Genomic DNA, 26155 nt, shown 5'->3' with positions numbered 1-26155 from the left:
CCCTCATCTGAAGGCTTGAGCAAAACAGAAATGGACTGCGCTCGCACAAGCACTTCAGAATCCCACTGCTTTAGCTGTGGGAGTGTCAACACATCTCCGATGAAAGGATGAAGCGAAACATGAATGATCAAAGGTAGTCATGTCGTGATCATTTAGGTCGGCTCACGTCGAGTTGATAAATCCGTTCATCATCCTCTGTCGTCAAGTAGACGAAGTTCAACTTTTTCAAGAGGGCAAGCGACGCCTCGTTCGTCGGAAGAGCGCTGGCTTTAATCGTCTCGGCCCCTTGGTCGGACAAGTGACGAATCAGTCCTGACACGACCTCGGACGCATAGCCTTGGCGCGCGCGGCGGGGTGAAATCGTATAGCCGATCCAATACGTCGTCCTGTCTTGTTGCACATACAAATCACCAATTAATTCATTCGTCTCCTGGTCGATGATGGCGAGTTGCATGCCTTGCGTGATGGCTTGTTCGCCGAGTAAAGCGCATTCATATTCTTCGTAAGTCAATCCTTTGAACGATTGGTGCTGCATCCATTCCAAGTCGTTCCGATATGCCATGAACGGTTCGATGTCATGTTGCGCGAACGGTCGGATGAGGCAGCGGGTCGTCGTGAATGTCATGATGAATCCCTCCTGTGTTCTCTTAGTGTACCGTGGATGACCAGCAGGGAATAGTCATAGAAAAACCCTTCAATCATCGGATTGAAGGGCGTGTTGTCATTTCGTGAACGACGTTACTTTATAGTGCTGGACGAGCTTGATGAGTGTCGATGCGACGAGACCGATAGCGAGTGGCAACGTGATGACACCGATGCCTTGCTCCATGACGATCATATTGCCTTCCTCATAATAGCCTTTCGAGTAGAATAGCCCTGAACCGATTGTCTCATTCAATTCGATCGTCGAGACGTTGAGATACACTATGACAGCTAATAGCGAAATGACACTGATGGAGAGAAATAGTGTGGAGAAGGATAGTTTATTATTCATAACAAGACTCCTTCCTTATGATAGCCTCACATCGATATTACCATTAAATTACATCTTTAATATGAGTGAAAAGGATTATCTTTTTATTCAGTTTGATATTACATATGAGAAAACACCTTTCTTAGTTATTCGTATTTTAAGGCGTATCAGTTAGTTGTTTTATTGTACAAATAAAAGTACAATTAGAACATGGAAGGAGTGGTCATTATGTCTACAATTACCTACAGTGATGCACGTAAAAACTTTAAAAAAGTATTAGATCAAGTCCATGAAAATAGCGAAGCGATTGTCATCTCACGAAAGAATAGTGAAAATGCGGTCATTATGTCGGAGCAAGAATACGAGAGCTTAATGGAAACCATTTATTTGTTAAGAAGCCCGAAGAATGCAGAGCGGCTATTAGAATCTATTAAACAGATTGAACATAATGAAGCTACAGAAAGAGAATTAATGAATGAGTAAATCTTTATTATTCACTGACAATGGGTGGGAAGATTATTTGTATTGGCAAAAAGAAGATAAAAAGAAATTAAAGCGAATCAATTTGTTAATCGAGGATGTTAGAAGAAACGGAAATTTGAATGGGATTGGTAAACCAGAAGCATTAAAAGGGAACTTACAAGGTTTCTATAGTCGTAGAATTGATTCAGAGCACAGACTCGTTTATAGAGTTATGAATCAATATGTAGAGATTTTACAATGTCGTTATCACTACTTGTAAATGGACTCACACCTATCACGGTATGAGTCCATTTTTTATTGATACATTTCCCACAACCTTCCGGCGTAATCCCGCATCATCTCCCGTAGTTCAATCGGCTCGACGACTTCGACTTCCGCCCCAGCCGCGAGCAATTGCCGCGACAAAAACGGAAGCTCAGCTTCTGGCACGTTCCACTCATTCCGCTGCTTGATATCGGGTAATACGTCTTCAAGTAAACGACGGCCGAGCGGGGTGAGCTCGAGTCGGACGGTCACCCCGAGGCGTTCGTCACTTGTCTTGAGGAGCGTCTCCAAATCGTCCGCTTCGAACGTCTCATCGAGTAGACGCATCGCTTCAATCCGGTCAATCCGATATTGACGCAGTCCATAATCAGAGAGGCCATACACATACCACTTTAAATCGAGAAGCGACATCCCGCATGGTGCGATCGTGAACGTACGTGATCCTTTCGTCGTTGCGTACGTCAGCTCGATTTTCTGTCTCCGTTCAACCGCCTGAAACACGTCTTTCGTGAACGGAGCGGGTGTTGCGATCTTGTTCCCGAGCCAAAGGATGTTCTTCTCGAGCCGACTGATTTTTATCTCGAGGTCATGCGGCAATTCATGTACGTACCAGTCGGACAACGAGTCGCGTAACTCACCGAACGGCACGTCCGGAATCTGTTCCATCCATTTGAGCGTGAGGTAGAGCGCGACGGCTTCTTGCTCCCGAAGTTGGAGCGGCGGGAGCAATCGGTTCGGCAACATCTCATAACCGCCACCCGTGCCGGGGACGCTCCGAATCGGATAGCCGAGTTCCTCGAGCGTCAGCATGTCGCGCTGAATCGTCCGGACCGAGGCTCCTGTCTCTGACGCGAGTTCGTCTGCCGTGAACCGCCGGCCCCGATTCAACAATCGAATCAACTGCAAATGTCGTTTTTTCATTTAATCCATTCCCGTCAAGTTTTGTCGTGTTTATTGATTAAGCTAAATGTATCACGAATTAAGGAGGAATCAATCATGGGAAATGTCGTCTTATATATCGCGACAAGTTTAGATGGAAAGATCGCCCGAACGAACGACCAACTCGATTGGTTGTTTGCGGTCGAGGGGGAGGGAGACAACGGCTACGCCGACTTTTTCAAGACGGTCGGCGCTGTCATCATGGGACGGAAAACGTATGAGGAAGTGCTGGTGCTCGAGCCGAACGGCTATCCGTACAAGGACATCCCGAACTATACTTTGACGCGGAACCCGGACCGGGAAGCCGAACACGTCACGTTCACCGACGAGCCGATCGACCAGCTCATCGAACGGTTGAAGCAAGACGTCGATGGAGACATTTGGATCGTCGGAGGAGGTGAAATCATCAAGGAAGCGATGGCACACGACTTGATCGACAGCTATGAGATTGCCATCGCCCCGGTCGTGTTAGGCGAAGGCATCCCACTCTTCCCAGAAGGCACGAAAGAGACGAAGTTGAGACTGACGAGCCAACGGGCGTCGGGACAGTTCGTCATGGTGACGTATGAGAAGTAAACGAAAGACCAAGTTCATCGCGAACTTGGTCTTCTCTCATACATGCTTCCGTTGAAAATCCGAAATGGCTTCGTATTCTTCCGCCAAGTGACGCGACAAGCGGATGTAAATCGGCAACAGCTCCCGGTAAACGGTCGTCGCTTCCATGTTTGGCGCATGCTCATGAGTCACTTGTGGCACGGCCGTGAAGTCATCCACGTCGCCGAACGCATACTCTCCAAGCATGACGGCACCGAGACATGAACTCTCGTGGCTTTCTGGCACGACGACCGGCGTATCGAAGATGTCGGCCATCATCTGGCGCCATAGGCTCGACTGGGCGAAGCCGCCCGTCGCGTGAATCCGGTTCGGCGCGCCTGTCAACTCGTCGAGCGCCAGCATGACAGTATACAAGTTGAAGATGACGCCTTCGAGCACGGCGCGGATGAAATGCTCGCGTTTGTGGTGGATGCTGAGGCCGAAGAACGAACCGCGTGCGTTCGAGTCCCAGAGCGGGGCCCGTTCACCCATCAAATACGGATGGAACAACAGGCCGTCCGAGCCCGGCTTCACCGTCTCGGCGATCCGCGTCAACACATCATAGGCGTCCATCCCGAGCCGTTTCGCCGTCTCGACCTCGCTCGCCGCGAACTCGTCACGGAGCCAGCGCAAGATGATGCCGCCATTATTGACCGGGCCGCCGATGACCCAATGCTTGTCGGTCAAAGCATAACAGAAGATACGTCCTTTCGGATCCTCGACCGGCTCGCGGACGACCGTACGGATGGCGCCACTCGTCCCGATCGTGACGGCGACGACGCCTGGTTCGAACGCCCCGACACCGAGGTTTGACAACACCCCGTCGCTCGCCCCGATGACGAGCGGGAAGTCCCAGCCGAGCGTCTCAACAACATCCGATTTTAGCGTTACAATCTCCGTCGTCGGCACGAGTTCGGACAGTTGTTCCGGCGTGACCCCGGCGATGTCGAGCGCCTCCGCATCCCAGTCGCAGTTCTTCAAATTAAACAACCCTGTCGCCGAGGCGATCGAATGGTCGATGACGAAACGACCGGTCAGGCGATAGAAGACGTACTCCTTGATTGAGACGAACTTGGCCGCCTGGTCGACCACGTCCGGATGTTCCGCTTTCAGCCAACGCAGTTTCGACAGTGGCGCCATCGGATGGACCGGTGTGCCGGTGCGCATATGGAGCGCGCTCGCATCGAACTCGCGTTTGATCTCTTGCGTATACGGGTTGGCCCGGCTGTCGGCCCAGGTGATGCTGTGGGTGAGCGGGCGGCCTAACGCGTCGAGCGCGATCAAGCTATGCATCGCCGAACTGAACGACGCGAAGCGGACCGGACCGTCGGCATGTGCCCGAACGGCCGAGATGGCTTCCAAGACGGCTCCGTAGATGACGACCGGGTCTTGCTCGGCCGTCTCCGTGTCCGGGGTGAGGAGCGGGTACAGCACGTTATGTACCGCGAGTTGTTGCTGATTATGGAACAGGACGGCCTTCGTACTCGTCGTCCCGATATCGACACCAATCGTATACACACACATCACTTCCTAACTTAAATGATAAATAGGCTAATCAAGAAGACGACCGCGAAGCCGGTCAATCCGATAATCGTTTCCATGACGGTCCACGACTTGAGCGTGTCTTTCACATCCAAACCGAAGTAGCGGTTGACGAGCCAGAAACCTGAGTCGTTGACGTGCGAGAGTACCGTCGCACCCGAGGCGATGGCGATGACGATGAGGCCGAGCGCGGCACCGGTGATATTTTGAAGTTCGAGAAGCGGCGTGATGAGTCCTGCCGCCGTGACCATCGAGACGGTCGCCGAACCTTGGGCGACACGGACGACGGCCGCAATCAAGAAGGCGAGCACAATCGCCGGGAGTGCTGAACCGGCCATCATTTCTCCGAGCACGTCACCGACACCTGAGTCGATCAATACTTGTTTGAACACGCCACCGGCACCCGTGACAAGGATGATAATCCCGGCCGGTTCGAGTGCTTTCGTCGCAATCTCTTGCACCTCGTCACGTGTATAGCCGCGGCGTGTGCCGAGGAAGATGAACGTGAGCAGCGTCGCGAGCGTCAAGGCGACGAACGGGTGACCCATGAACGTGAAGAACGTGCGGATGCCGTTGCCTTCTTCAAGCAAGACGGCGGACAACGTGTTGGCGAGAATCAACACGAGCGGAATCGAGATGAGCGAGACGATCATCTTGAAGCTCGGCAATTCTTTCGACGTATCAATCTCTTCGAACTCCATATAGTCCGGGATAGTGACGTGAATTTTCTTGGCGATATACTTCGCAAAAACTGGTCCGGCGAGAATCGTTGCCGGAATCCCTGCGATGACCCCGAACAAGATGACCCATCCGAGCTCGGCACCAATCAAGTTGGCAACGGCAATCGGACCCGGCGTCGGCGGGATGAAGCTGTGCGTGACGGCGAGACCCGCGAGGAGCGGAATCCCGTAGTACAAGAGCGAGCGGCCCGTCTTTTTGGCGAGGCCGTAAACGATTGGAACGAGGATGATAAAGCCGACGTCGAAGAAGACCGGGACGGCGACGATAAAGCCGGTGAGGGCGAGCGCCCATTGCGCCTTGTCTTCTCCAAACTTATTGACGAGCGTCTGGGCGAGGCGTTCCGCACCACCCGAGACTTCTAACATCTTACCGAACATAGCACCGAGACCGACGACGACGGCGACGAAGCCGAGCGTGCCGCCCATCCCGTTCTGGATCGAGGCGATGACGTCCCCGAGCGGCATACCGGCCGCGACGCCGACGAGTAGACTGACGAGGAGAAGTGAGACGAAGGCGTGGAGCTTCGTCCGCATGACTAAGAATAAGAGCAAGAAAATCCCTGCGACTGCGATTAAAATGAGTGTCGAACCCGACATATGTATTTCCCCCTTTATTGGTTGTGTAACCGTTTACAAATATTTACAAAGGAAAAGGCCACCCCTGACCTTTTCCTTGCGGTTATTTCTTGACGACCGCGTGGCCCCCGAACTCGTTGCGGAGCGCGGCGACGACTTTCCCTGAGAACGTGTCGTCCTCGAGCGAGCGATAGCGCATCATGAGCGACATGGCGATGACCGGGGCCGCCGCCTGTAACTCGAGCGCCGTCTCGACCGTCCATTTTCCTTCCCCTGAGGAATGCATGACGCCGCGGATGTCGTCGAGCTTCGCGTCTTTCGAGAACGCGTTCTCGGTCAACTCCATCAACCATGAGCGGACGACCGAACCGTGATTCCAGACGCGGGCGACCTGTTCGTAATCGTAATCGAATGGGCTCTTCTCCAAGATGTCGAACCCTTCGGCAATCGCCTGCATCATCCCGTATTCGATGCCGTTGTGGATCATCTTCAAGAAGTGGCCGCTGCCGGCAGGTCCCGTATACAAGTAGCCGTTCTCGACCGAGAGATCTTTGAAAATCGGTTCAATCGTCGGCCAAGCGTCCGCGTCACCACCGACCATCGTGCAGGCGCCGTTGCGGGCACCTTCCGTGCCGCCGCTCGTCCCGCAGTCGAAGAAGGCGATGCCTTTGGCGCTGAACTGTTCGGCGCGTGCGACCGACAGCTTGTAGTTCGAGTTGCCGCCGTCGATGACGATGTCACCCGGTTCGAGTTTTTCAAGCAGTTCTGCCAGTACGGCCTCGGTGATGTCACCGGCCGGCACCATCGCCCAGACGACACGTGGTGTCTCGAGCGAGTTGACGACGTCCTCGAGCGTCGACACGATCTCGAACGCATCGGTCGCCTCGACCTGTCCTGCGTCCGTCCCGACGACGCGATGGCCGTGGTCGCTCAAGTTCAATGCCAAGTTGTATCCCATCTTGCCCAATCCAATCAAACCGATTTCCATATCGTCACCTCTAAAATCGAATTTTATTTCATCTCTGTCTCATCATATCAAAAATAATTCGAAAAAAATATTAAAAATGAAATTAATTTCGATTTCCATACAAAAGACGCACCCGTCTCCGGTCGCGTCTCGTGTCACACACTTTTCTTATACCGATACAGGAACGAATCGAGTTCCTCGGCCGGCATCGGCTTGTTGTAGTAATAGCCTTGCGCTTGATTGCAGTCCTCGGCCTTCAAGAACTCGGCCTGCGCTTTCGTCTCGACCCCTTCGGCGATAACGTTCAACCCGAGCTCGTGCGCCATCCGGATGATCGTCTTGACGAGGGCGGCGTCTTTCGAGTCCGTCTCGATGTTTTTCGTGAAATGTTGGTCGATTTTCAGCGTGTCGATCGGGAACAGCTTCAAGTAGCTGAGCGACGAGTAGCCGGTCCCGAAGTCGTCGATTGACAAGTGGACACCGAGCGCGACGAGTTCTTCCATCGTCTCGATGGCGCTCTGGGCGCTTTGGATGACCGTCTCCGTCAGCTCGAGCTCGAGATATTCCGGCGCGAGGCCTGACGCCTCGAGCGCCTGGCTGACGATGACCGGCAAATCTTTCTGCGCGAACTGGAGTGCCGAGATGTTGACGGCGACGCGGAACGGGGTGACGCCCGCATCCTGCCATGCCTTGTTCTGTCGGCACGCCTCGTTCAAGACGAACTCACCGAGGCGATGGATGCTGCCGGTCTCTTCGGCGATCGGGATGAACTCGGCCGGGGAAATCATTCCGAGCTCCGGATGCGTCCAACGTACGAGTGCCTCGACGCCAATCAAGGCCTCGGTTTCAAGATTGATTTGCGGTTGATAATGGATCGTGAACTCGCCGCGACCGATGCTTTTTCGGAGCGCCATCGCGAGCTGCGACTTCCGGGCGACGGACTCGTTCATCTCTTTCGTGAAGAACTGGAAGCCGTTCTTGCCGTCCTCTTTCGCCCGATACATGGCGATGTCGGCGTTCTTCAACAGGTCGTCGGCCGTGTGGCCATCTGACGGATAGAGCGAAATTCCGATAGAGAGGCTCGTGAACACTTCCTCGCCCTCGAGAATGAATAATTGGTTCAACGCGTTCGTGATCTGCTGGGCACGATGGGCCGCCAGGTTGCTGCCGGTGTTCGGTGACAGGATGATGAACTCGTCACCGCCGAGCCGGGCGAGCGTGTCGGTTTTTCCGATTGTCGTCAGCAAGCGGTCCGTCACTTGACGTAAAAACACATCGCCTGTCGAGTGGCCGAATCGGTCGTTGATGACCTTGAAATTGTCGAGATCGATATAGAACAGCGAGAACGTCGACTCGTTCCCTTGGGCGAGCAAGGCGTCGAGCCGGTCGTTGAACAGGCGGCGGTTCGGCAGGCCGGTCAACGTGTCCAAGTAGACGAGGTCGTTAATCTGTTCTTGAATCTGTTTCCGCTCACTGATGTCTCGGATGATGCTGCTGAAGAACATGCCTTTCTCGGTCGTCCACGTCCCGAGCGACATCTCGAGCGGGAACTCGGTCCCGTCGTGCCGTAACCCGACGAGCTCGACCGTCTGGCCGATGACGCGTGCTTCTTTTGTCGCCTCGTACCGTTGCATGCCACGCTCGTGCGCGTCCCGAAAACGCTCCGGTATGATGAGGGTGATTGATTGGCCAAGCATCTTCTCGGCCGGACAGCCGAACAACCGCTCAGCGCCATGATTCCATTCGACGATGCGACGATCCTGGTCGGCGACGATGATGGCGTCGTTCGCTGATTCGACGACCGATTGGAAGCGCATCTCGAGCTCTTCGGACTGCGTCTCGAGTTGCTTCTCGTTCCGTACCGAGATGAGCATGAGCAGGAAGAGCGTCATAACGCTGCCGCCAATCCAATAGGCGAGCAGGGCGCTGTCCATCGAGAAGCCGGATGCGCTCTCGGTCGTGGTCGGGGTGAACTCGGCGGCGGACATGCCGATGTAGTGCATCCCGGACACGGCGAGGCCAATCAGGATTGCGCTCGTCACCTTGCGCCAATGGAAGCGCGAGACGTCAGGAAGCGAGAACATCAAGTACAAGCCGACGAGCGAGGCGACGAATGCGACGACGGCGGATAGGAGCCACATGAACGGGTCGTACGTGATGTCGGCGTCCATCAACATCGCTTCCATGCCGACATAGTGCATCGATACGATCCCGATGCTGATGAAGACGGCGCAGATGACGAGGTCGCGCGGACGGGCCGACCGTTGACTGACGGTATAGAAGGCGAACCCGGACGAGATGATTGCCGGAATGATTGAGGCGATGACGATGCCGATGTGGTAAGAGACGTCGGCCTCTAGATGGAAAGCGAGCATCCCGATGAAATGCATCCCCCATATCCCGAGGCCGAGACTGAGGGCCCCGGCGCTCACCCAACGGATGCGGGAGACGTGCTCGGAGTATTTGAGACGGCTGCTGATATCGAGCGAGACATATCCGGAGAAGATGGCGACGGCGATGGAGAGGAGGACGAGCGGGAGACTGTACGTGCTATGCAAATGGTGTTCGATGGGGACCAACCCTTTCTCTAATAAAGTCGGGACAAATGGACGAAAGCTGATAGTTTCTCAAAAATGAGCTTTCCTAGCTTAGCATATTTGTCTTGACGTGAAGGGAATGTTTTCCACAGTGGGTCAATAGTTTGGCACATTGGCGAAAAGAACGGTCAGTCTTTGATTGCGGAATTTTTTTCGAAACGGTATCGTAAAAAGAAAAAGGGTGAGACATATGGAATCGATGAACGGCCTGGCCCGCATCCGCGGTGCTTATTCGACACTCGGTAAGAAAGAGCAACGCATCGCCGACTATATCTTGAAGCAACCGGAACGCATCATCCACCATACGATCAATCAAGTCGCCGACGACCTCGACGTCGCCGAGTCGACCGTTTTCCGTTTTTGCCAGCGCGTCGGCTTCAAAGGCTATCAGGCGCTGAAAATCGCGCTCGCCACCGATGTCGTCGCACCGCTCCAAGACATCCATGAGGACATCTCGAACGAGGACACGCCGCTTGAGATCGCCGAGAAGATTTTCACGTCGAACGTGAAGACGCTCGAAGCGACGCGACAGATTTTGGACGCGACGTCGCTCGACAAGGCCGTCACGCTGTTGTTGTCGGCGCGCCGCATCGAGTTCTTCGGCAGCGGGGGCTCGGCCATCATCGCACTCGATGCGTATCACAAGTTCGTCCGGAGCGGACTGTTCGTCACGGCAAACCTCGAGTCGCACATGCAGCTCATGTCGGCGTCGCAACTGACAAACGACGACGTCGCGGTGCTCATCTCACACTCGGGCGCCTCGAAAGACATACTCGACGTGGCAAAAGTGCTGAACGAGCGCGGCGTCCCGACGATTGCCATCACCAACTATGCGAAGTCACCGCTGTCGAAGCTGTGTGACGTCGCCCTCTACACCGTGTCGCAAGAGACGGAGTTTCGCTCCGAGGCGCTCGCCTCGCGCATCGCCGAGCTCAGTCTGATCGACGCCCTGTTCACCGCCGTCATGATGCGCCGTGGGGAAGAGGGAAGAGAATCGCTCCAAAAGATGCGTGAGGCCATCTCGCTCCGGCGCATGTGAAAAGGCTGACCCTCGGGCCAGCCTTTCTTCATTTCCGTTTGATTTGATCCGCGACTTTTTTGACGACTTTCTCGACACCACCCGGGGCATCTAAATCGTGATGGAGTGTGTTATCCGGGATTTTCATGACCGGCTTTTGACCTTGCGGGGCCGGGTCGCTCAAATAGACGAAGTCGCCGGCACCGTCTGGCGCGCTGCCCGTCGCCCATTTCCCTTGGCTCGACTCATTGCCTACCGACAAGTCCCAGAACTCGAGACCGTGTTTCTCAGCTTCCAACTCGTCCTTCGCCGGGAAGCTTGCCGGCACGATGATGCCGTTCTTCTGTTCAAGCTCATCGATTGCCGCCATCCATTGGTATTGGTGGTAGCGGTCACGGGCGAGCATCTTGCGGAACACTTTCCGGACACCTTCGTCCTTCATCATATGATACAACCGTGCGACTTGCAGCCGGCCCTGTGTCTCGGCGTGTAAGTTCGAGCGCATGTCGGCGAGCAAGTTTCCACTCGCGACGATATACGAACCGTTCCATGGAACCCCATTCGAATTCGTCGGCAGTCCGCCGAGCCCGCTGACGATTAAATGCTGCGGGTTCATTCCGCCAAGGATGGCCGCTGTCGCCGGGTCTTTGGCTGCCTCGGCCTGGTCGTCCGGTGACGCCCCGTCGAGCAGTTGTGAGATGAGGGCGCACAGCATCTCGACGTGACCGATTTCCTCGGTCCCGATATCCATGAGCATGTCCTTATACTTCTCCTCCCCACGACAGTTGAAGCCTTGGAACAAGTATTGCATCATGACGGTCATTTCCCCGAATTGACCGCCGAGCACCTCTTGAATTTGACGGGCGAGCTGTGGATCCGGACGATCGACGTTCACTTCAAACTGCAATTCCTTCTGATGGCGAAACATAGAATTCCTCCTTTGTTTGAACAAGTGGTAAATGCACGACAAAGGTATAGTTCCACTATCAATAGGTATCAAACCTGATTTTGAAAAAGATTTCCAAATACAAGTAGGGGTATGGGGATCATCTGAGGGTTACAATTGATCAAAGGGTGGAATTAATAGTAACAGATTGATTTTTGTCTAAACAGAGAGGAACGACTGCTATGAACAACCTTGAATTCTTGACGACCGAACACTACGACGTGTTCAAACAGTTGGCACAGCGTCTCAACAATCCCGGCGACGTCAAGAAAGAGTATTTTTCCGCCCTGTACGTGATTGCCGGGAATGAGCGGGTACGGAATCTGTTGTTGCCGTATATGGACCTTGCGGACGGCAAAATCAGTACGGCGACCATCATCGATGACAACACGTTCGAGAAGCAGGATTTCATCCTCGTCAAACTCGTCATTCATCTGTATAACAATAAGGAATGGGTGTTACCGACGGAACTGATCACATTACCGGAACCAGATTATCAACTTGCGATGCAGGCAATCACGCTCTGTCGCGATCAACAATTCGATTAGGTGGTCATCCCGGCCGACCAAGAGACCTGACTCAGGTCTCTTTTTTTGTTTCTCCTTAACGAATGAAGGGTAATTCACCCATGCATTCGAAACTGTCGCTGATTGCTAAAAAGGAGGGACACATATGTTACAAGATTTTCCGAAATCGTATTGGCGCGACGTCGTCGTGAAGACAGTGAACCCGCTCAATGAAGATATTCAGACCGATGTCGCTGTGGTCGGAGCAGGAATCGTCGGCGTACTCGCTGCCCTGCAATTGGCTGAACGAGGGAAGCAGGTCGTCTTGGTCGAAGCGGCCCGTTTCGCGACCGGCACGACCGGATATACGACGGCCAAAGTCTCAGCCCAGCACGGTGTCGTCTATACCGAACTCATCAAGTCGCTCGGTGAGGAAAATGCGCGGCTCTATTACGAGGCCAATATGGAAGCGCTCCGTTTCCTCGAGAACCAAATTGACACGCTCGGCATCGACTGTGACCTCGAGCGGCAACACGCCTATATGTATGCCTTTTCGTCTTCGAGCTCGGCGAAACTTCTCGAGAAGGAAGAGGAGGCGTATGAGAAGCTAGGCATTGACGGAGGCGATGCGACAAATGAAGTGAATGGTCTGTTGCCGTATGAGGTGAAGAAGGCGACCGTCATGCGCGACCAGCTCCAGTTCCATCCGGTCAAATACTTACAAGGGCTGATGAACCGCTTCCTCGAGCTCGGGGGGACGCTCTATGAAATGACGCGGGTGACCGGCATTGAATACGGGACACCGCATCGGCTCGACACAATCACGGGTCACTCCATCGAGGCGCAAGACGTCGTCGTCGCGACCCATTTCCCGTTCAACGACTTCAAAGGACTGTATTTTTCGAAAATGGAAGTGGAACGCTCGTATGTCGTCTCGTCTGAAGTTGAGACGTTCCCGGAAGGCATGTTCATCAGCGTCGACAAGCCGAGCCGTTCTGTCCGTCATGTGAAGCTCGCTAATGGAAAGAAGATGGCCATGTTCGGTGGCGAGAACCATTTGACAGGTCATAAAGAAGAGACGCTGGCCTGTTATGAGGAACTCGGCAACTTCGGGACACGTCATTTCGGTGCCGAGACGTTTACCCACCATTGGTCGGCCCAAGATTTGATCACTCTCGACAAAGTACCATATATCGGGCGGATGACGAACGATACGCCGCATGTTTTCGTTGCGACCGGCTTCTCAAAATGGGGGATGAGCCAAGGAATCGTCGCGGCGCGCCTTATCGCCGACTTGATCACGAACCAACCGAACCGCTATGAGGAGCTGTATGATCCAACCCGGTCGAAATGGAAACTTGCCGACGCGGCCCGCTTCATCAAGACGAATGCCGATGTGGCCAAGGAGCTCGTCAAAGGTAAATTGAAACCGACGGATAAACAAGTGGACAAACTCGGTCTAGACGAAGGAGCTATCGTCAAACATAACGGCGAACATGTTGCCGCTTATCGCGACCCGGATGGCCACATCTCAATGGTCGGGTCGGCTTGTACGCATATGGGTTGCACTGTCAACTGGAACCAAGCCGAGCGCTCATGGGACTGTCCATGTCACGGTTCGCGCTTCAAACCAAACGGCGAAGTCATCGAAGGTCCGGCAGTTAAGTCGCTTCCACCCAAAATATGAAATCAAGTTGTAAATGTTTCTAAAAAACAATGGGTTAAAACCAAATGCCAGCGTTTCCTGTCTGCAATGGGGGGAGCGCTGGTTTATTTAGAGTTTGAGAATGAGATACAAACTATCAACATTTTACCGCGATAAAGCTGGAAAAAATTCTCGTTTTATTTAGTAAGACGAGGGAACGTTGGTCTATATACCGAGTACTTTAAACAGAGAGGAGGGACAACGATGGAAGTGAATCATGGAAAGGCATTGAGTATCAAACTAGGAGCTTTGCTCGTTGTTTTTATCGCGGTTTTGACACTCGGATTTGAGGTTCCATGGTATCACGCCGCATGGATTTCAATTGCAGTCGGTTTCATCGCCTATGGGGTGGGCGATATGTTCGTGTTACGGAAATTTGGGAATCTCACTGCAACGATTGCAGATTTCGGGCTCGTCTTCTTCTTGACGTGGTTCTTCTTATGGCTCCTTGACTTTGATCTTGCAGCTGACTCGAGTTTTGCATGGATGGCACTCTATACGGCCATCGTGACCGCCATCGTGGAATTCTTCTTCCACAAGTGGCTATTGAACCATAAACGTAGAGAAGCGGACGTCCACGCCCGCCCATCGACACGTTAAGACAAGGAGGATCAGCAATGGCAGAAAATAAGTTAGCGATTCACGAGATTTTAGAGATTCATGAGATCTTGACGATGAAACAAACAGGTCTCGTCCGGGGATATGTGAGCGAGCCGCTCATCAAAGATGAGAAGTTACAAAAGATTGCCCAAAATCATTTATCACATGCGGAACAAGTGATTAAAGAGTTGAAAGAATTACTACCAGATCGTCAATGACAAGGAGGTCGTTCTATGGGAATCACAGAAAACTTGAAACGCGCGAGTAAACAGAGGGATGAGTTGATTGCGGCTGACATGCTCATCACAGCAAAATCGGCCATCCGGGCCTATGCGGTGGCGGTGACCGAGACGGCGTCACCGGAAGTTCGGAAAGTGCTCGTCAAACAGATGAATCAAGCGATTGAGGACCATGCCGAGATCGCCGACTATATGATTCAAAACGATATGTACATGGCGTATGATATCGAGAAACAGTTGAAGCACGATAAAGATAAAGTCGACAAAGCGATGGAATTGATTAAAGACTGACGAGGGACCAGCTGAAAAGCTGGTCTTTTCGTTTCAGAAGAGCGGACGCCTAGTATCGGATAAAGACTATGCGTGAGGGAGTACATACTCATGTGTATCAATACGAAACGGCTTACCCTCGTGTTTTTCATGTCAGCCGATTGAACAGTCTGGCGTAGAGTGCCATCCCGATGAGCGACGACAGCAAGATGAGCGTGAACACGGCGAGTGGGGAGACAAAGCCCGAGACGAGCACCGTCACCGGCGCGAGGAATTTGCCGATCGTGTTTTGGAGCGTGTCGGCCGCGAGATATTGTCCGCGAGACTCGGCCGGTGCATAACGGCTGACGAAACTCTGGCTGACCGGGGAACGAATCAACTCGCCGAACGTGAACACGGTCGTGACGACGAACAAGTACCAGATGTTTGACGAGAAGGCGACGAGGAACGTCCCGAAGCCGGCGAGGAACGTCGACAACAAGAAGACACGTCGCTCGTCCCACGCCCGGAACACGCGTGTGACGGGAATGATGAAGACGACGAACAATAGGCCATTATAGGCGACGAGCCAGCCGAACAGGACCGTGTTCGAGACGTCGAACGTGGCCGGTGCCTGTTCGATCAGATAGACGGGCAAATACACGTCGAGCTGCATAATCGGGATCAAAGCAAACACGCCGGCAATCAAGTAGAGGCGGAACAACGGGTCGCGCAAAATCGTCGCATACGACCGACCCTGGGTACGGAGCGTCATCGCGACCGTCTTCCCGGTCGCGGCCGGTCGTGTTTCACGGGTGAGTGCCGCGAGCAACATCCCATATCCGAACAGGACGACGGCGCAGCCGAGGAGGAGCGCCTGGCGATGTTCGAAGAAGAGGACTGCCCCGAGGATGGGACCGAGCACGGCACCGATATTGTTCGACGCCATGAACGTCGCGAACACGTCCCGCAAGTGTTCGGCCGGCACGAGGTCGGCGACCATGGCCGAGCTGGCCGGCTTATAGATGGCGCCCATGAAGCCGATGCCGATATAGGTGATGTAATCGATGTAGCCGTTCGTCGAGAAGGCGAAGGCGAGGAACAAGATCCCTTGCGCGAACGTCCCGACGAGCATAACGGGGCGGCGTCCGATTTCGTCTGCGAGCGAACCGCCGATTAAACTGCCAAGCAACAGAAACAGCGGCGGCACGGCCATGAGCAGACCGGCCAGCTCGACGCCGAGCGTCTGGGCGAAATAGACGGTGATGAACGGGAAGTACATCCAAAACAAGAGATTGAATAGCCCTTCTCCGAACAAGCGGACCTTCAGGTTGAGGTCCCAGCGGTATGATTCCATTGAGGTGCTCCTTTCCAGAGTCTATCTTTACTGTAGGGAGTCGGAGCGAAAAAGAATAGACTTATGTTGCGGGATTTGCTACGCTAAGAATAGAAAAAGCGAATATATAGGCGCTTGTTTGCGCTGTACTATAAAACGAACATATGTTTGTAAAAATGACCTCCGATTGATTCATCGGAGGTCATTTTTATTGAGTCGTCTTCGTCGCTTTGAAACTGCGAGCGAAGAATTCCACGAATCGCTCGTCATCTTCTAGCAGTAATTTTCCGGTCATTGAGAGACGTCTCGTCGGGTAACCTGTCGAACGACTCGGCGTGACGAAGTAATCATCAGGATAGCGTACCAACGTGGAGCGGATCAGTTCACGTAGCGTGGCGCCATCGTCTTCAATCCATTGTTCGGAAGGCGCATCGATATTATCGCGTGTGACCAGGATGCGCGACCCGTCTCGGAGAAACGGGTTGAAACTGATTCGTCGCGTCTCAGGTCCCTTGAACGTACGGAACTCGTGATTGATGCCCGACGGCGTGACTTCGCCGACGATATAGCCGGTCGACCACGCTTTGCCGCATCCATCCCAGACGGAGAAGATGTGGCCGGGGTAGACGAGCTTGGCGCCCCCGCGAGAAGTGACCTCATGGCGATGATGGTGCCCGAGGGCATAATAACTAAATCCGAGTTCGCTAACGACCGATGCTGGGAACTGATTTCGGTCTCCGTGGCTGAGAAAGATGTTCGGATACGAGTCGTTCCGTAGCGGGGTATGCGCAATCTGTCCTTTCAATCCTGCCTGGTTCGTTTCACAGCTCAGCCCGTATATGCCCGCACCGAGCGCTTCATCGAAGATATAACCGGGTTGGGGGAAGGTATGTACGTGCTCGATTTGACGCCAACACGCGTCGTAAGTGAGCCTGTTGATATCATGATCTCCGTACACCAAGTAAACGGATGCACCAAGAGCGGTCCACGTCTTTAAATACGGGATGAAATCTTCAGGGTCGCTCACTTCGATGTCACCGGCAATGCATACGGCCTTGATCGATTCCTCTCGAATCACCTCAGCGAGTTGGGCGAGCTTATCAGCTTGAATCGAAAAACTCGTCCGTTCGGCCGTGATGGCGTTCCCGGTATGTCTCGCGTGGTGTAAATCGGCAATATGGATGAAGCGTGTCATGGGCAGTGCCTCCCGAATCTGGTCTATCCTGATTTTCCCATGTGGAGACAGACATGTCGACAAGATTAAGCTTCCGACGCACAGGGAACACCTAACTGTCTACTATAAGGAGGGATTCGATGAAAGCCTTATTCTTAAACTGTTCATTGAAAGGCGGGGACACGACCTCGCACACGGAAGGGTTGATGAAAGATATCATCACGCACTTCGATAAGCTCGGAATCGACTCGGAAATCGTCCGTGTCGTCGACTACAACGTCGCCTTCGGGGTGACGGAAGATGAAGGGGACGGGGACGAGTGGCCACAGATCTTCGAGAAAGTGAAAGCCGCCGATATCCTCATTATCGGCACACCTCTTTGGCTCGGCGAAAAGAGCAGCGTCGCCACGCAAGTCATCGAGCGGTTATATGGAGGTAGCGCCTTGACGAACGACAAAGGCCAGGCCATCTACTACAATAAAGTCGGCGGTGTCGTCGTGACGGGGAATGAGGACGGGGCGAAGCACGCCTGTGCGTCCATCCTGTACGGCCTATCCCATATCGGCTTCACGGTCCCACCGAACGTCGACACGTATTGGGTCGGCGAGGCCGGACCAGGTGACTCGTATATCGATGCGGGCCGCGATAATGCCTTCACGAAAAAGAACGGGCGCGTCATGGCGTACAATTTGTATCACTTCGCCAGTATGCTAAAGCAGACGCCAATCCCGGCGAAAGGAAATACATTAGAGTAAGCAGGCGGCCTCGGCCGTCTGTTTTTATATCAAATAACAGCCATGGTCGAAATTGAAGGAAAGGATATATTTCTTAGGTTAGAGATGCATTTGATACTTTTTATGATTAGATTTATAATGAATAGAAGGTTTCGTTTGTTTCGTTTGTTTCGTTTGTTTCATTTATTTCGAAAAGGAGTGATTAGAATGGAAAAGAAATTGATGGATACGCTCTTTCAAATGATTGAAGATGATCCACAGTTTAAAGTTATTGAGACGACTAAAGATTTGACGAGTGACCGTCTACGGCTTCGGGCATCAATTAGCAGAGCGGTAAATCGCTTGAAAGAAATGGAAAAAGCGCTAGACATAGAACTGACTGATGAAGATATTCAACTGATTCACAAATACGCACTACCTGAAAATGCACTTGAGACTGTTCCTGAACATTTGACTGTAGCAGAAGTGGCGGAGCTAATTGAAGTGTCTCCTCAAATGGTTCGAAGAAAATGTATGACTGGTGAAATTTTGGCGCATAGAACGTTGAATGGCAAAGGAAAATGGCGAATTCCAGCGAAGCAATTCATGACACATCCTCGTTTCGAGGAATTGGTCATGAAATATCAAATTGTGAGAACGTCTAGTGATGAATTGGCGTCCAACATGGTGAAGTTCGCTGAAGAAAATGAAAGTTCTTTGCAAGATGCGTAAATATGTTTTGGATACAAATGTGTTTCGAGATGCTAGTGCGCCAGGAAATGATGATGCGACCAAGGCTAGGCGTCAACAAGCAATCGATTTCTTTAAGGAAGTATCGGCCGATGAAAAGGCGATTTTATTAATTCCTGAAGAAGCCAAACTAGAATTAATGGTTCAAATGGTCGCAAAGGATTTGAGACCAAGTGAAAAACGAAAGATTTCGAGATGGATTAATCAATGCTCGGTCTCTTCAAACGTACTAGAATCAGAGATGGAACAATATATTCGAATGATGAGTGGTTATATTGTTAAGCGCTATCGACAGGAGTTTGAACAAGAAACAGGATTGAAAGCTCAGTATCTTCGAACTTCCGACGCACGTATACTATACGATGCTTTTTCTGAGGATGGTGTTATTGTAACGCGAAATGTAAAAGATTTTTTGCTGTATCTAGTATTGAACGACCACGAAGAAAAAGTCCTCTACAACATTGGTAATAGCAATTTTGTGAGGATATCTGCTGAACTTCATGAGACAATCCATCGAGATACTCGTTTCAGCAATTTGTTTTCTATATTTATCGGATTGGCTGAACTTCATGACGAATAAAGATAGCACTGTCCGCCTAACGCCTTCACGAAAAAGAACGGTCGTGTCATGGCGTACAACCTCTACCATTTCGCGAACCTATTGAAGCAGACTCCAATCCCGGCGGAAGGCAACGTCATGGAGTGACGGACAGCGCGACAGCCCCTAGACATCTAGGGGCTGTTCACATTAGAACCTTGATCGGAGCTCGATCTTGCGGAACTCTTTCAGCAATAAAATCGAGATGTCGTCGATGAAATGATCCCCGACCCAGCATGGTTCAAAGTGGAGCCAATTCGCATACGAGTCCGGCTGAAGAATCAGAATCCCGTTCGACAGCCAGGCCGTTCGCGCCCGGGTCGCTACACCGTCAATATAAAACATGACGTAGATATCTTTCATTTCATGCAAATAAGTCACGTGCATCTCGACGCCGCGGCCATCCTCACACGTTCGTTTCAGCTTGAGCATGTGAATACGGGTGTGGACCAGAGCGTACGCCTGACATAAGAAGTACCCGCCATGCTCGAACGCATGGAACGCTTGGGCGACGAGTTTGTCAAAGCATGCCTCCATGTCCTGCCAGTTATGATTCCGTCTCCGGAACACGGGCCTGTCTCCTGGTTCATAAAGCTCTTTCGGGATGTAGACGTTATAGTCGTGAAGTTTACGCATCATGCCGGCTCCATCTGTGTCACAAGATATGCTGCTCTTTCATCATACGCCTGCTGAAACGAAAAAAGTTTTACAGAAATTAGTACATTCAATCGCCAAATGTATAGAAATCCCATTCATATCAACGTTTGTTCGCATCGAGACGAGCGGATAACTGTCACAGTACAAAAAAACGTCGCCCGAGTTCGACTCGACCGACGCTTACAACGATTATTTTTTCTCCACCGCATGCCCGCCGAACTCGTTTCGGAGCGCGGCGACGACCTTGCCGGAGAACGTGTCCTCCTCGAGCGAACGTTGCCGCATCATGAGCGACAGGGCGATGACCGGTGCGGGGACGCCGTATTCGAGTGCCGTCTCGACCGTCCACTTGCCTTCACCCGACGCATGCATGATACCTTTGATCTCGTCGAGTTTCGCATCTTTCGAGAACGCGCTCTCGGTCAGCTCCATGAGCCATGAGCGGACGACCGAGCCGTGGTTCCAGACGCGGGCGACCTGCTCGTGATCGTAGTCGAACGGGCTCTTCTCGAGAATCTCGAACCCTTCGGCGATCGCCTGCATCATGCCGTACTCGATGCCGTTATGGACCATCTTCAAGAAGTGCCCGCTGCCACTCGGACCGGCGTACAAGTAGCCGTTGTCCGTCGACACGTCGGAGAAGAGCGCCTCGATCTTGCCGAACGCCTCCATGTCCCCGCCGATCATCGTGCACGCCCCGTGCCGTGCCCCTTCCATGCCGCCACTCGTCCCGACGTCGAAGAAGTAGATGAGCTTTTCCTTGAAGTGCTCGGCGCGTGCCATCGACTGCTTGTAGTTCGAGTTGCCGCCGTCGATGACGATGTCCCCCGGTGAGAGTAGCCGATGCAAGTCTTCTAGCACGTGCTCGGTCACCTCGCCGGCCGGTACCATCACCCAGACGACGCGCGGCGCTTTCAAGCCGTCGATGACCGCCTCGAGCGAGTCTTTCGTCTCGAACTGGCTCGTCGACACGTTGCCCGGGTCGTAGCCGAGGACGCGGTGGCCCGCATCCGTCAAGTTGAGCGCGAGGTTCAACCCCATCTTGCCTAAACCAATCATTCCGATTTCCATATCGTCACCCCTTCATGAATCTATTCTTAATAGGGTTACCCGAAATCGGTTTGCTTCAAAAGAGCCGGTTTCACTTCACTGATCCGATAGGCGAGAATCTCGCCGACAGGGATGTTCCAGCCGTCGCTCAACTCGACGAAGTCGTTCAGCGGGCTCGCGGTTTGAAGCGTCTCCTTGAACGTCCGTTCGACGTCGAACTGTGAACTCCCATACGCGTAAAACGTTACCGTTTTTCCTTCTCTCAAATAACACGTCACGACAAAGCGCATCTGCACGGCTCCCTTGATTCAAATTTGGGTTTCAATTACATTTTCATGACAACTAATACAATTATTACAAAAAATCATCCATTTGTCTCGGTCTATCCGTGTGAAAATGAGCAAACAGTCCTAAAAACGTGAACAAATGATGACGGAACCGAAGCGAATCCACATCGGTCCTAGAGATAGAATGTGACTTTCGAGGCGGTGCGAATAATTGAGAACGATTTCAATCACTACAAACCGTGGTAAGCTAACGAACGACAAGTTAAACGTTTCATGGAAACGACCGATACAATTAAAAGAGCTGGCTGTTCGACAACAGCCGACAATCATTTACCTCATTTATAAAATTTTAAAATGTCGGAATAGTTTGCATGATAAAATCATACCTGTGTCAAATCATTAACGGGTTTTCAGAAAGGTGCCACGTCATGGAAGAGCAAAAGAAAAAGAGAGTCAAGAAACGTCGTAGAAAATACTCCCCGGCCAAACGCATCGCGTCGATCGCCGGTATCGTCATCGGGCTGTTCCTGCTCATCGGGGTCGGGGCCGCGTTTTACCTATATAACCAACTCGATTCGACCGTCGACCGGTTGAACGAGTCGACAGGGCTCAGCGCCGAACGGATGAACGTCCAGACGATCTCCGACAAGCAGCCGGTCTCGGTCTTGTTGCTCGGGGTCGACCGCCGCGCCGACGAACAAGGGCGCAGCGACTCGATTATCGTCATGACGCTCAACCCGAACCAGGACAAGAGCGCGATGCTGTCAATCCCGCGGGACACGAAGACGGAGATCGTCGGCAAGGGCGTCGAGGACAAGGTCAACCACGCCTACGCGTTCGGTGGGGCCGAAATGGCGCTCGAGACGGTCGAGAACCTGCTCGGCATCCCGATCGACTACGTCGCTGAAGTCGACATGAAAGGCTTCCAAGACACGGTCGACCTCCTCGGGGGCGTCAACGTGACGAACAAGTTCGCCTTCACGTCGGGCGACTATTCGTTCGAGCCGGGGACGATCACGTTGAAGGGACCAGAGGCGCTCGCCTACACGCGTATGCGCTACGACGACCCGAGCGGCGACTTCGGGCGCCAGGAGCGTCAGCGTGACGTCATCACGGCGCTCGTCAATAAAGGGAAAGACGACTTCTCGATCGCGAAGTTCAACAATATGCTCGACGTCTTAGGCAACAACGCCAAGACGAACATGACGTTCAAAGAGATTCGCACGCTCTCGACGGACTACATGGACGCCTTCAAGAATCAGGACGTCCTCCGCCTCGAAGGGACGGGCGGCAAGGCCGGCGACGGCATCTATTACTGGAACCCGGACGCCGCCTCACTGGCGGACGTGCAAGGGTATCTGTCCGAGTTGATGGAACAATGACACGGGCGCCTCATTCCTTACGGATGGGGCGCTTGTTTTGTGCCATAATAAAGTCAAAAAAGGAGGTGACCTCGTGTCAGACCTGCTACGGCTCATCATCGACGTCCGCCACCGGTTCCGCGAGCACCATATCAACGACTATAGCGCGACGCTCGCCTTCTTCTGGTTTCTCGCCATTTTCCCGACGTTCTTCCTCCTCTTCGCCTTCACGGCGATCTTCCGCATCGACGACACGATGCTCATCGAACAGATCGAGACGCTCGTCCCGGGGGAGACCGTCCGCGACTTGTTCGCCATCGTCTATGACGTGAGCGGCAACATCAACGTCGGCCTCATCTCGTTCGGGGCATTAATCGTCATCTGGTCGGCGACGAACGGCACGGCCCGGCTCGTCAAGCTGACCGTGTTCGCCTACGGGGAGACGGAAGTGCGCGGCTACATGCGGCGCCGGCTCATCGGTCTCATCACACTGCTCGCCTGGAGCGTCGGGGCGGTCATCCTCGTCGTCTTCCACATCTTCAGCCAAGAGTTCTTGAACTTGCTGTATCGGACCGTCCCCGCCGTCGAGGAGTTCTCGCGGCTCGCGACGCTCTCGCGTTACACCGTCTCGACCGTCATCCTCGTCCTCGCGTTCTCGGCGTTCTATATGATCGCCCCGCAGCAGCGCGTCCGCCTGACGGACGCCTTACCGGGCGCCGTCTTCGCCGTCATCTCGTGGCAGCTCCTGTCGACGGGCTATAGCGTCTACGTCGATCGCTTCACGATGTTCGGCGAGACGTACGGGACGATCGGCCTCGTCATCTTGCTACAGATTTGGCTCTACTTGACGGCGGCGACGATGCTGCTCGGGGCCGAGATTAACGCCGCCTGGCCACACTATATGCGCCGGACGCCGCGCCGGACACATTATCCATGAAAATTTGAAAGATATCGCTAGCATTTTTTGGCAACATGCTATAATCAAACACGGAGAGCGGGAATTCAAACCGTATACATGTGAGGAAAGCAGGTGGCCCGATGGCGAGACATCGTAAAAAATCATCATGGAAGAAGTGGGTCCTGGTCACGCTAGGCGTCATGACCGTCTTCCTCGTCGCCGGCGGTCTGTTCGTCTGGTCGATGTACAGAGACGTCAACGAGACGGTGACGAAAGTGAACGACAATTTAGAGATTAGCGAGGAACGGAAACAGGTCGAGACGATCGAAGAGAAACGGTCCGTGTCGGTGCTCCTCCTCGGCGTCGACCGCCGGGGCAACGAGCAGGGGCGGAGCGACTCGATGATCGTCATGACGCTCAACCCGGAGACGGACGAAGGGGCGATGCTGTCGATCCCGCGGGACACGTTGACCGAGATCGTCGGTCGCGGCATCCGTGACAAAATCAACCACGCCTACGCGTTCGGCGGTGCCGAGATGGCGATGGACTCGGTCGAGGCGCTCTTAGACATCCCGATCGACTATGTCGTCGAGACGGACATGGACGCGTTCACCGACGTCGTCGACACGCTCGGCGGCATCACCGTCACGAACAACTTCGCCTTCGCGACGGACGGCTACAACTTCCCGGTCGGCGAGGTGAATTTGGACGGCGAGGGGGCCCTGTCGTACGCGCGCATGCGTTATGACGACCCGAACGGCGACTTCGGCCGCCAGGAGCGGCAACGTGCCGTCGTCGCGGCCATCGTCGAGAAAGGGCGCTCCGACTTCTCGGTCGACAAAGTGACGAAGCTGCTCGACGTCGCCGGGCGTCGCGCCAAGACGAACCTCGAGTTCAACGAGCTCGTGACGCTGTCGACGGACTATATGAAGGCGTTCCGCAACGCCTCGACGCTCCGCCTCGAAGGCGCCGGCGGTATCGAGTCGGACGGCATCTACTACTGGAACCCGGACCCGGCCTCGCTCGAGAGCGTCCGGTCCGAACTGCAACGTCTCATGGAATGAAGTCGCCCGCGTGGCGGCTTTTTTTTGTTTGAAAACGGGTGAACAGTGGGACAAGGATAAGAGAATCACAGAGGAGGGAAACGTATGATTTGGGAAAGGGTAGCACCACTCGTCGGCGAGCTCGTCGACGACCATACGGAAAACGAATGGCGCCGCCTGTTCGAGAAGTGGGACGGGCACCCGTGGCACGACGCCGTGCCGTCAGACGAGAAGACGAGCGTCCTCATGATTGACGCGAACGCCGTCACGACGGACGGGACACCGGACCTCGACGCGCTCCATGAGCTGTTGAAGGAGCACGTCCAGGCGACGATTAGCGATTTGTATCTCGTCTCGCTGTTCCCGTACGCGGCGCCGCCGACCGACACCCGCGTCGACCCGCGCATCCGGCTCGCCGAGGACTTGAGTCACGTCAACCACGAGTTCGACCTCATGTACGACGTGACGCCGGACGTGTACAACGAGTCGCAGTTCGACTTGTTGAAGGAGACGGATTTATTCTTGGAGCGGCTCGCGCAAGGGGCGACGAAGCTCAGGGTCCACGTCCAGTCGTTCCGGGGCATGCCGGAAGAGCGGATCCGGACCGTGCTCCGACTCTGGCACAATGTGCTCCATCATTATAAACCGGACGCACAACTCGTCCTCGCCTTTGAGGGGGATGCGGTCGCTTCCTACTTCGATGTCGCCGACGCTATCTGTCACTTCGACCTCGCGTCGCATACGCTGCTCGCGTTCGCGCAAGGCGACGCCGGACGACTCACCGATTGGGCGAAGCGGATCGAGTCGCCACCGGAAGGGAAGACGTACTTCAACTTCTTGTCCGTACAGGAGCGCGACCCGTTCGAGAAGAACTTGATCGAGCCGAGTGTGGACATGCTCCTCGCCGCCCACAGCATCCTGTTCTCGCTCCAAGGCATCCCGTCCGTCGACTATCGGACGCTCCTCGGTGTCACGACGCCGGTCGGCCGCGACACGCTCGTCCAAGAGCTGAAGACGGACCCGTACCGGTTGAACGTCTTCTCAGGCGTCCTCGGACAGCTGAACGTGCGCCGGACGCATCCCGCGTTCTCGCCGCACGTGCCACATGCGATCAAATCGGTCGACAAACGCGTGTTCACGGTCGAGCGGACGGGCGGGGACGAGACGGTCGTCTTGCATACGAACGTGTCGGACGAGACGGTCCGAGTCAAACAGTCCGGTGTCAACTTGTTCACCGACGAGCCGGTCGACGGCATCGAGCTCGCGCCGTACGGCTACGTCTGGATTCGACAAAATTAGGACTTATGTCTTAAAAATTAACATTTTGCCTAGGTGTATTGACGCATCGGT

General features: G+C 53.7%; 29 protein-coding genes. 16 read left to right on the top strand and 13 right to left on the bottom strand.

Going from position 1 to position 26155, the window contains the following annotated elements; all coding sequences use genetic code 11:
* Positions 1-148: 148 nt before the first annotated feature.
* Complete coding sequence (locus KNP76_RS09365) at positions 149-625, bottom strand: GNAT family N-acetyltransferase (protein ID WP_214844388.1); 477 nt, start codon at positions 623-625, stop codon at positions 149-151.
* A gap of 96 nt (positions 626-721) precedes the next feature.
* Positions 722-994: a hypothetical protein gene (locus KNP76_RS09360; protein ID WP_034814601.1), complete on the bottom strand. Its 273-nt coding sequence runs from the start codon at positions 992-994 to the stop codon at positions 722-724.
* Between the two features lie 207 nt (positions 995-1201).
* On the opposite strand from KNP76_RS09360, the gene KNP76_RS09355 reads away from it, so the two are divergent.
* Entirely contained in the window at positions 1202-1456 is a 255-nt protein-coding gene (locus tag KNP76_RS09355; protein WP_128123417.1) for a type II toxin-antitoxin system Phd/YefM family antitoxin, read from the top strand.
* Positions 1449-1715, top strand: coding sequence for a Txe/YoeB family addiction module toxin (locus KNP76_RS09350; RefSeq protein ID WP_034814603.1), 267 nt, complete (start codon positions 1449-1451; stop codon positions 1713-1715). Before KNP76_RS09355 ends, KNP76_RS09350 begins: the two co-directional genes overlap by 8 nt.
* A 35-nt stretch (positions 1716-1750) precedes the next feature.
* On the opposite strand, the gene KNP76_RS09345 is transcribed toward KNP76_RS09350, so the two are convergent.
* Positions 1751-2641: a helix-turn-helix transcriptional regulator gene (locus KNP76_RS09345; RefSeq protein WP_214844386.1), complete on the bottom strand. Its 891-nt coding sequence runs from the start codon at positions 2639-2641 to the stop codon at positions 1751-1753.
* 75 nt (positions 2642-2716) lie between these two features.
* On the opposite strand from KNP76_RS09345, the gene KNP76_RS09340 reads away from it, so the two are divergent.
* Positions 2717-3235, top strand: coding sequence for a dihydrofolate reductase family protein (locus KNP76_RS09340; RefSeq protein WP_214844384.1), 519 nt, complete (start codon positions 2717-2719; stop codon positions 3233-3235).
* 36 nt (positions 3236-3271) lie between these two features.
* Here the strand turns inward: KNP76_RS09340 and gntK are convergent, their stop codons facing one another.
* The 4 genes from gntK to KNP76_RS09320 form a co-directional block, all read right to left on the bottom strand.
* On the bottom strand, positions 3272-4777 hold the full coding sequence (gene gntK, locus KNP76_RS09335) for a gluconokinase (protein ID WP_214844382.1): 1506 nt from the start codon (positions 4775-4777) through the stop codon (positions 3272-3274).
* 11 nt (positions 4778-4788) lie between these two features.
* Complete coding sequence (locus tag KNP76_RS09330; RefSeq protein ID WP_214844380.1) at positions 4789-6132, bottom strand: GntT/GntP/DsdX family permease; 1344 nt, start codon at positions 6130-6132, stop codon at positions 4789-4791.
* 82 nt (positions 6133-6214) lie between these two features.
* Positions 6215-7099 carry a phosphogluconate dehydrogenase (NAD(+)-dependent, decarboxylating) gene (gene gnd, locus KNP76_RS09325; RefSeq protein WP_214844378.1) on the bottom strand — a complete coding sequence of 295 codons (885 nt, stop codon included), beginning with the start codon at positions 7097-7099 and terminating at the stop codon, positions 6215-6217.
* A gap of 134 nt (positions 7100-7233) precedes the next feature.
* Positions 7234-9636: an EAL domain-containing protein gene (locus KNP76_RS09320; protein WP_251137417.1), complete on the bottom strand. Its 2403-nt coding sequence runs from the start codon at positions 9634-9636 to the stop codon at positions 7234-7236.
* Between the two features lie 229 nt (positions 9637-9865).
* Here KNP76_RS09320 and KNP76_RS09315 point away from each other — a divergent pair, with 229 nt between their 5' ends.
* A complete protein-coding gene (locus KNP76_RS09315; RefSeq protein WP_214844371.1) occupies positions 9866-10714 on the top strand; it encodes a MurR/RpiR family transcriptional regulator in 849 nt (282 codons plus the stop codon).
* Positions 10715-10742: 28 nt separating this feature from the next.
* Here the strand turns inward: KNP76_RS09315 and KNP76_RS09310 are convergent, their stop codons facing one another.
* Complete coding sequence (locus KNP76_RS09310; protein ID WP_214844368.1) at positions 10743-11621, bottom strand: manganese catalase; 879 nt, start codon at positions 11619-11621, stop codon at positions 10743-10745.
* Positions 11622-11821: 200 nt separating this feature from the next.
* Between KNP76_RS09310 and KNP76_RS09305 the strand changes: the two genes are divergently transcribed.
* The 5 genes from KNP76_RS09305 (at position 11822) to KNP76_RS09285 (ending at position 14980) form a co-directional block, all read left to right on the top strand.
* Complete coding sequence (locus tag KNP76_RS09305; protein ID WP_214844366.1) at positions 11822-12187, top strand: hypothetical protein; 366 nt, start codon at positions 11822-11824, stop codon at positions 12185-12187.
* A 124-nt stretch (positions 12188-12311) separates the two neighbouring features.
* Positions 12312-13832, top strand: coding sequence for an FAD-dependent oxidoreductase (locus KNP76_RS09300; RefSeq protein ID WP_214844364.1), 1521 nt, complete (start codon positions 12312-12314; stop codon positions 13830-13832).
* Between the two features lie 222 nt (positions 13833-14054).
* Positions 14055-14450: a DUF2512 family protein gene (locus KNP76_RS09295; RefSeq protein ID WP_214844362.1), complete on the top strand. Its 396-nt coding sequence runs from the start codon at positions 14055-14057 to the stop codon at positions 14448-14450.
* A 17-nt stretch (positions 14451-14467) separates the two neighbouring features.
* Positions 14468-14668 (top strand): spore coat protein, encoded by a 201-nt coding sequence (locus KNP76_RS09290; RefSeq protein WP_214844360.1) that lies wholly within the window; start codon positions 14468-14470, stop codon positions 14666-14668.
* 15 nt (positions 14669-14683) lie between these two features.
* Positions 14684-14980, top strand: a complete 297-nt coding sequence (locus tag KNP76_RS09285; RefSeq protein WP_214844359.1) for a spore coat protein — start codon at positions 14684-14686, stop codon at positions 14978-14980.
* 127 nt (positions 14981-15107) lie between these two features.
* Here KNP76_RS09285 and KNP76_RS09280 read toward each other — a convergent pair whose 3' ends face one another.
* Both KNP76_RS09280 and KNP76_RS09275 read right to left on the bottom strand, forming a co-directional pair.
* Positions 15108-16295: an MDR family MFS transporter gene (locus KNP76_RS09280; RefSeq protein WP_214844358.1), complete on the bottom strand. Its 1188-nt coding sequence runs from the start codon at positions 16293-16295 to the stop codon at positions 15108-15110.
* Positions 16296-16482: 187 nt separating this feature from the next.
* Positions 16483-17469, bottom strand: a complete 987-nt coding sequence (locus KNP76_RS09275) for a metallophosphoesterase family protein (protein WP_214844357.1) — start codon at positions 17467-17469, stop codon at positions 16483-16485.
* Positions 17470-17588: 119 nt separating this feature from the next.
* Here KNP76_RS09275 and KNP76_RS09270 point away from each other — a divergent pair, with 119 nt between their 5' ends.
* The 3 genes from KNP76_RS09270 (at position 17589) to KNP76_RS09260 (ending at position 19491) form a co-directional block, all read left to right on the top strand.
* On the top strand, positions 17589-18203 hold the full coding sequence (locus KNP76_RS09270; RefSeq protein WP_214844356.1) for a flavodoxin family protein: 615 nt from the start codon (positions 17589-17591) through the stop codon (positions 18201-18203).
* Positions 18204-18389: 186 nt separating this feature from the next.
* A complete protein-coding gene (locus KNP76_RS09265) occupies positions 18390-18893 on the top strand; it encodes a helix-turn-helix domain-containing protein (RefSeq protein ID WP_214844355.1) in 504 nt (167 codons plus the stop codon).
* Positions 18886-19491 carry a PIN domain-containing protein gene (locus KNP76_RS09260; RefSeq protein ID WP_214844354.1) on the top strand — a complete coding sequence of 202 codons (606 nt, stop codon included), beginning with the start codon at positions 18886-18888 and terminating at the stop codon, positions 19489-19491. The genes KNP76_RS09265 and KNP76_RS09260 overlap by 8 nt, the downstream gene beginning before the upstream one ends.
* Positions 19492-19659: 168 nt before the next feature.
* On the opposite strand, the gene KNP76_RS09255 is transcribed toward KNP76_RS09260, so the two are convergent.
* The 3 genes from KNP76_RS09255 to KNP76_RS09245 all read right to left on the bottom strand — a co-directional run bounded on the left by KNP76_RS09255 (position 19660) and on the right by KNP76_RS09245 (position 21506).
* Positions 19660-20145 (bottom strand): hypothetical protein, encoded by a 486-nt coding sequence (locus KNP76_RS09255; RefSeq protein WP_214844353.1) that lies wholly within the window; start codon positions 20143-20145, stop codon positions 19660-19662.
* 210 nt (positions 20146-20355) lie between these two features.
* The gene (gene gnd, locus KNP76_RS09250; RefSeq protein WP_214844352.1) at positions 20356-21237 is read right to left on the bottom strand and encodes a phosphogluconate dehydrogenase (NAD(+)-dependent, decarboxylating); all 882 of its coding nucleotides are present in this window, start codon (positions 21235-21237) and stop codon (positions 20356-20358) included.
* Between the two features lie 35 nt (positions 21238-21272).
* On the bottom strand, positions 21273-21506 hold the full coding sequence (locus KNP76_RS09245) for a hypothetical protein (protein ID WP_214844351.1): 234 nt from the start codon (positions 21504-21506) through the stop codon (positions 21273-21275).
* Positions 21507-21931: 425 nt separating this feature from the next.
* Between KNP76_RS09245 and KNP76_RS09240 the strand changes: the two genes are divergently transcribed.
* The 4 genes from KNP76_RS09240 to KNP76_RS09225 all read left to right on the top strand — a co-directional run bounded on the left by KNP76_RS09240 (position 21932) and on the right by KNP76_RS09225 (position 26104).
* Positions 21932-22885, top strand: coding sequence for an LCP family glycopolymer transferase (locus KNP76_RS09240; protein ID WP_214844349.1), 954 nt, complete (start codon positions 21932-21934; stop codon positions 22883-22885).
* 73 nt (positions 22886-22958) lie between these two features.
* Entirely contained in the window at positions 22959-23801 is an 843-nt protein-coding gene (locus KNP76_RS09235; RefSeq protein WP_371816201.1) for a YihY/virulence factor BrkB family protein, read from the top strand.
* A 101-nt stretch (positions 23802-23902) separates the two neighbouring features.
* Complete coding sequence (locus KNP76_RS09230) at positions 23903-24826, top strand: LCP family glycopolymer transferase (protein ID WP_214844345.1); 924 nt, start codon at positions 23903-23905, stop codon at positions 24824-24826.
* Positions 24827-24910: 84 nt separating this feature from the next.
* Positions 24911-26104, top strand: a complete 1194-nt coding sequence (locus KNP76_RS09225; RefSeq protein WP_214844344.1) for an alpha-amylase family glycosyl hydrolase — start codon at positions 24911-24913, stop codon at positions 26102-26104.
* Positions 26105-26155: the final 51 nt, after the last annotated feature.

This window comes from Exiguobacterium sp. s150 (genome assembly GCF_018618435.1).
Classification (GTDB): domain Bacteria; phylum Bacillota; class Bacilli; order Exiguobacteriales; family Exiguobacteriaceae; genus Exiguobacterium; species Exiguobacterium alkaliphilum.
The sequence above is the reverse complement of the archived record's forward strand: the minus strand, read 5'-3'. Positions and strand labels throughout refer to the sequence as shown.

Excerpts from the sequence above, each read along its gene's own strand:
- KNP76_RS09365 (WP_214844388.1), bottom strand. The coding sequence starts at position 625 with ATGACATTCACGACGACCCGCTGCCTCATCCGACCGTTCGCGCAACAT.
- KNP76_RS09360 (WP_034814601.1), bottom strand. The coding sequence starts at position 994 with ATGAATAATAAACTATCCTTCTCCACACTATTTCTCTCCATCAGTGTC.
- KNP76_RS09355 (WP_128123417.1), top strand. The coding sequence starts at position 1,202 with ATGTCTACAATTACCTACAGTGATGCACGTAAAAACTTTAAAAAAGTA.
- KNP76_RS09350 (WP_034814603.1), top strand. The coding sequence starts at position 1,449 with ATGAGTAAATCTTTATTATTCACTGACAATGGGTGGGAAGATTATTTG.
- KNP76_RS09345 (WP_214844386.1), bottom strand. The coding sequence starts at position 2,641 with ATGAAAAAACGACATTTGCAGTTGATTCGATTGTTGAATCGGGGCCGG.
- KNP76_RS09340 (WP_214844384.1), top strand. The coding sequence starts at position 2,717 with ATGGGAAATGTCGTCTTATATATCGCGACAAGTTTAGATGGAAAGATC.
- gntK (WP_214844382.1), bottom strand. The coding sequence starts at position 4,777 with ATGTGTGTGTATACGATTGGTGTCGATATCGGGACGACGAGTACGAAG.
- KNP76_RS09330 (WP_214844380.1), bottom strand. The coding sequence starts at position 6,132 with ATGTCGGGTTCGACACTCATTTTAATCGCAGTCGCAGGGATTTTCTTG.
- gnd (WP_214844378.1), bottom strand. The coding sequence starts at position 7,099 with ATGGAAATCGGTTTGATTGGATTGGGCAAGATGGGATACAACTTGGCA.
- KNP76_RS09315 (WP_214844371.1), top strand. The coding sequence starts at position 9,866 with ATGGAATCGATGAACGGCCTGGCCCGCATCCGCGGTGCTTATTCGACA.
- KNP76_RS09310 (WP_214844368.1), bottom strand. The coding sequence starts at position 11,621 with ATGTTTCGCCATCAGAAGGAATTGCAGTTTGAAGTGAACGTCGATCGT.
- KNP76_RS09305 (WP_214844366.1), top strand. The coding sequence starts at position 11,822 with ATGAACAACCTTGAATTCTTGACGACCGAACACTACGACGTGTTCAAA.
- KNP76_RS09300 (WP_214844364.1), top strand. The coding sequence starts at position 12,312 with ATGTTACAAGATTTTCCGAAATCGTATTGGCGCGACGTCGTCGTGAAG.
- KNP76_RS09295 (WP_214844362.1), top strand. The coding sequence starts at position 14,055 with ATGGAAGTGAATCATGGAAAGGCATTGAGTATCAAACTAGGAGCTTTG.
- KNP76_RS09290 (WP_214844360.1), top strand. The coding sequence starts at position 14,468 with ATGGCAGAAAATAAGTTAGCGATTCACGAGATTTTAGAGATTCATGAG.
- KNP76_RS09285 (WP_214844359.1), top strand. The coding sequence starts at position 14,684 with ATGGGAATCACAGAAAACTTGAAACGCGCGAGTAAACAGAGGGATGAG.
- KNP76_RS09280 (WP_214844358.1), bottom strand. The coding sequence starts at position 16,295 with ATGGAATCATACCGCTGGGACCTCAACCTGAAGGTCCGCTTGTTCGGA.
- KNP76_RS09275 (WP_214844357.1), bottom strand. The coding sequence starts at position 17,469 with ATGACACGCTTCATCCATATTGCCGATTTACACCACGCGAGACATACC.
- KNP76_RS09270 (WP_214844356.1), top strand. The coding sequence starts at position 17,589 with ATGAAAGCCTTATTCTTAAACTGTTCATTGAAAGGCGGGGACACGACC.
- KNP76_RS09265 (WP_214844355.1), top strand. The coding sequence starts at position 18,390 with ATGGAAAAGAAATTGATGGATACGCTCTTTCAAATGATTGAAGATGAT.
- KNP76_RS09260 (WP_214844354.1), top strand. The coding sequence starts at position 18,886 with ATGCGTAAATATGTTTTGGATACAAATGTGTTTCGAGATGCTAGTGCG.
- KNP76_RS09255 (WP_214844353.1), bottom strand. The coding sequence starts at position 20,145 with ATGCGTAAACTTCACGACTATAACGTCTACATCCCGAAAGAGCTTTAT.
- gnd (WP_214844352.1), bottom strand. The coding sequence starts at position 21,237 with ATGGAAATCGGAATGATTGGTTTAGGCAAGATGGGGTTGAACCTCGCG.
- KNP76_RS09245 (WP_214844351.1), bottom strand. The coding sequence starts at position 21,506 with ATGCGCTTTGTCGTGACGTGTTATTTGAGAGAAGGAAAAACGGTAACG.
- KNP76_RS09240 (WP_214844349.1), top strand. The coding sequence starts at position 21,932 with ATGGAAGAGCAAAAGAAAAAGAGAGTCAAGAAACGTCGTAGAAAATAC.
- KNP76_RS09230 (WP_214844345.1), top strand. The coding sequence starts at position 23,903 with ATGGCGAGACATCGTAAAAAATCATCATGGAAGAAGTGGGTCCTGGTC.
- KNP76_RS09225 (WP_214844344.1), top strand. The coding sequence starts at position 24,911 with ATGATTTGGGAAAGGGTAGCACCACTCGTCGGCGAGCTCGTCGACGAC.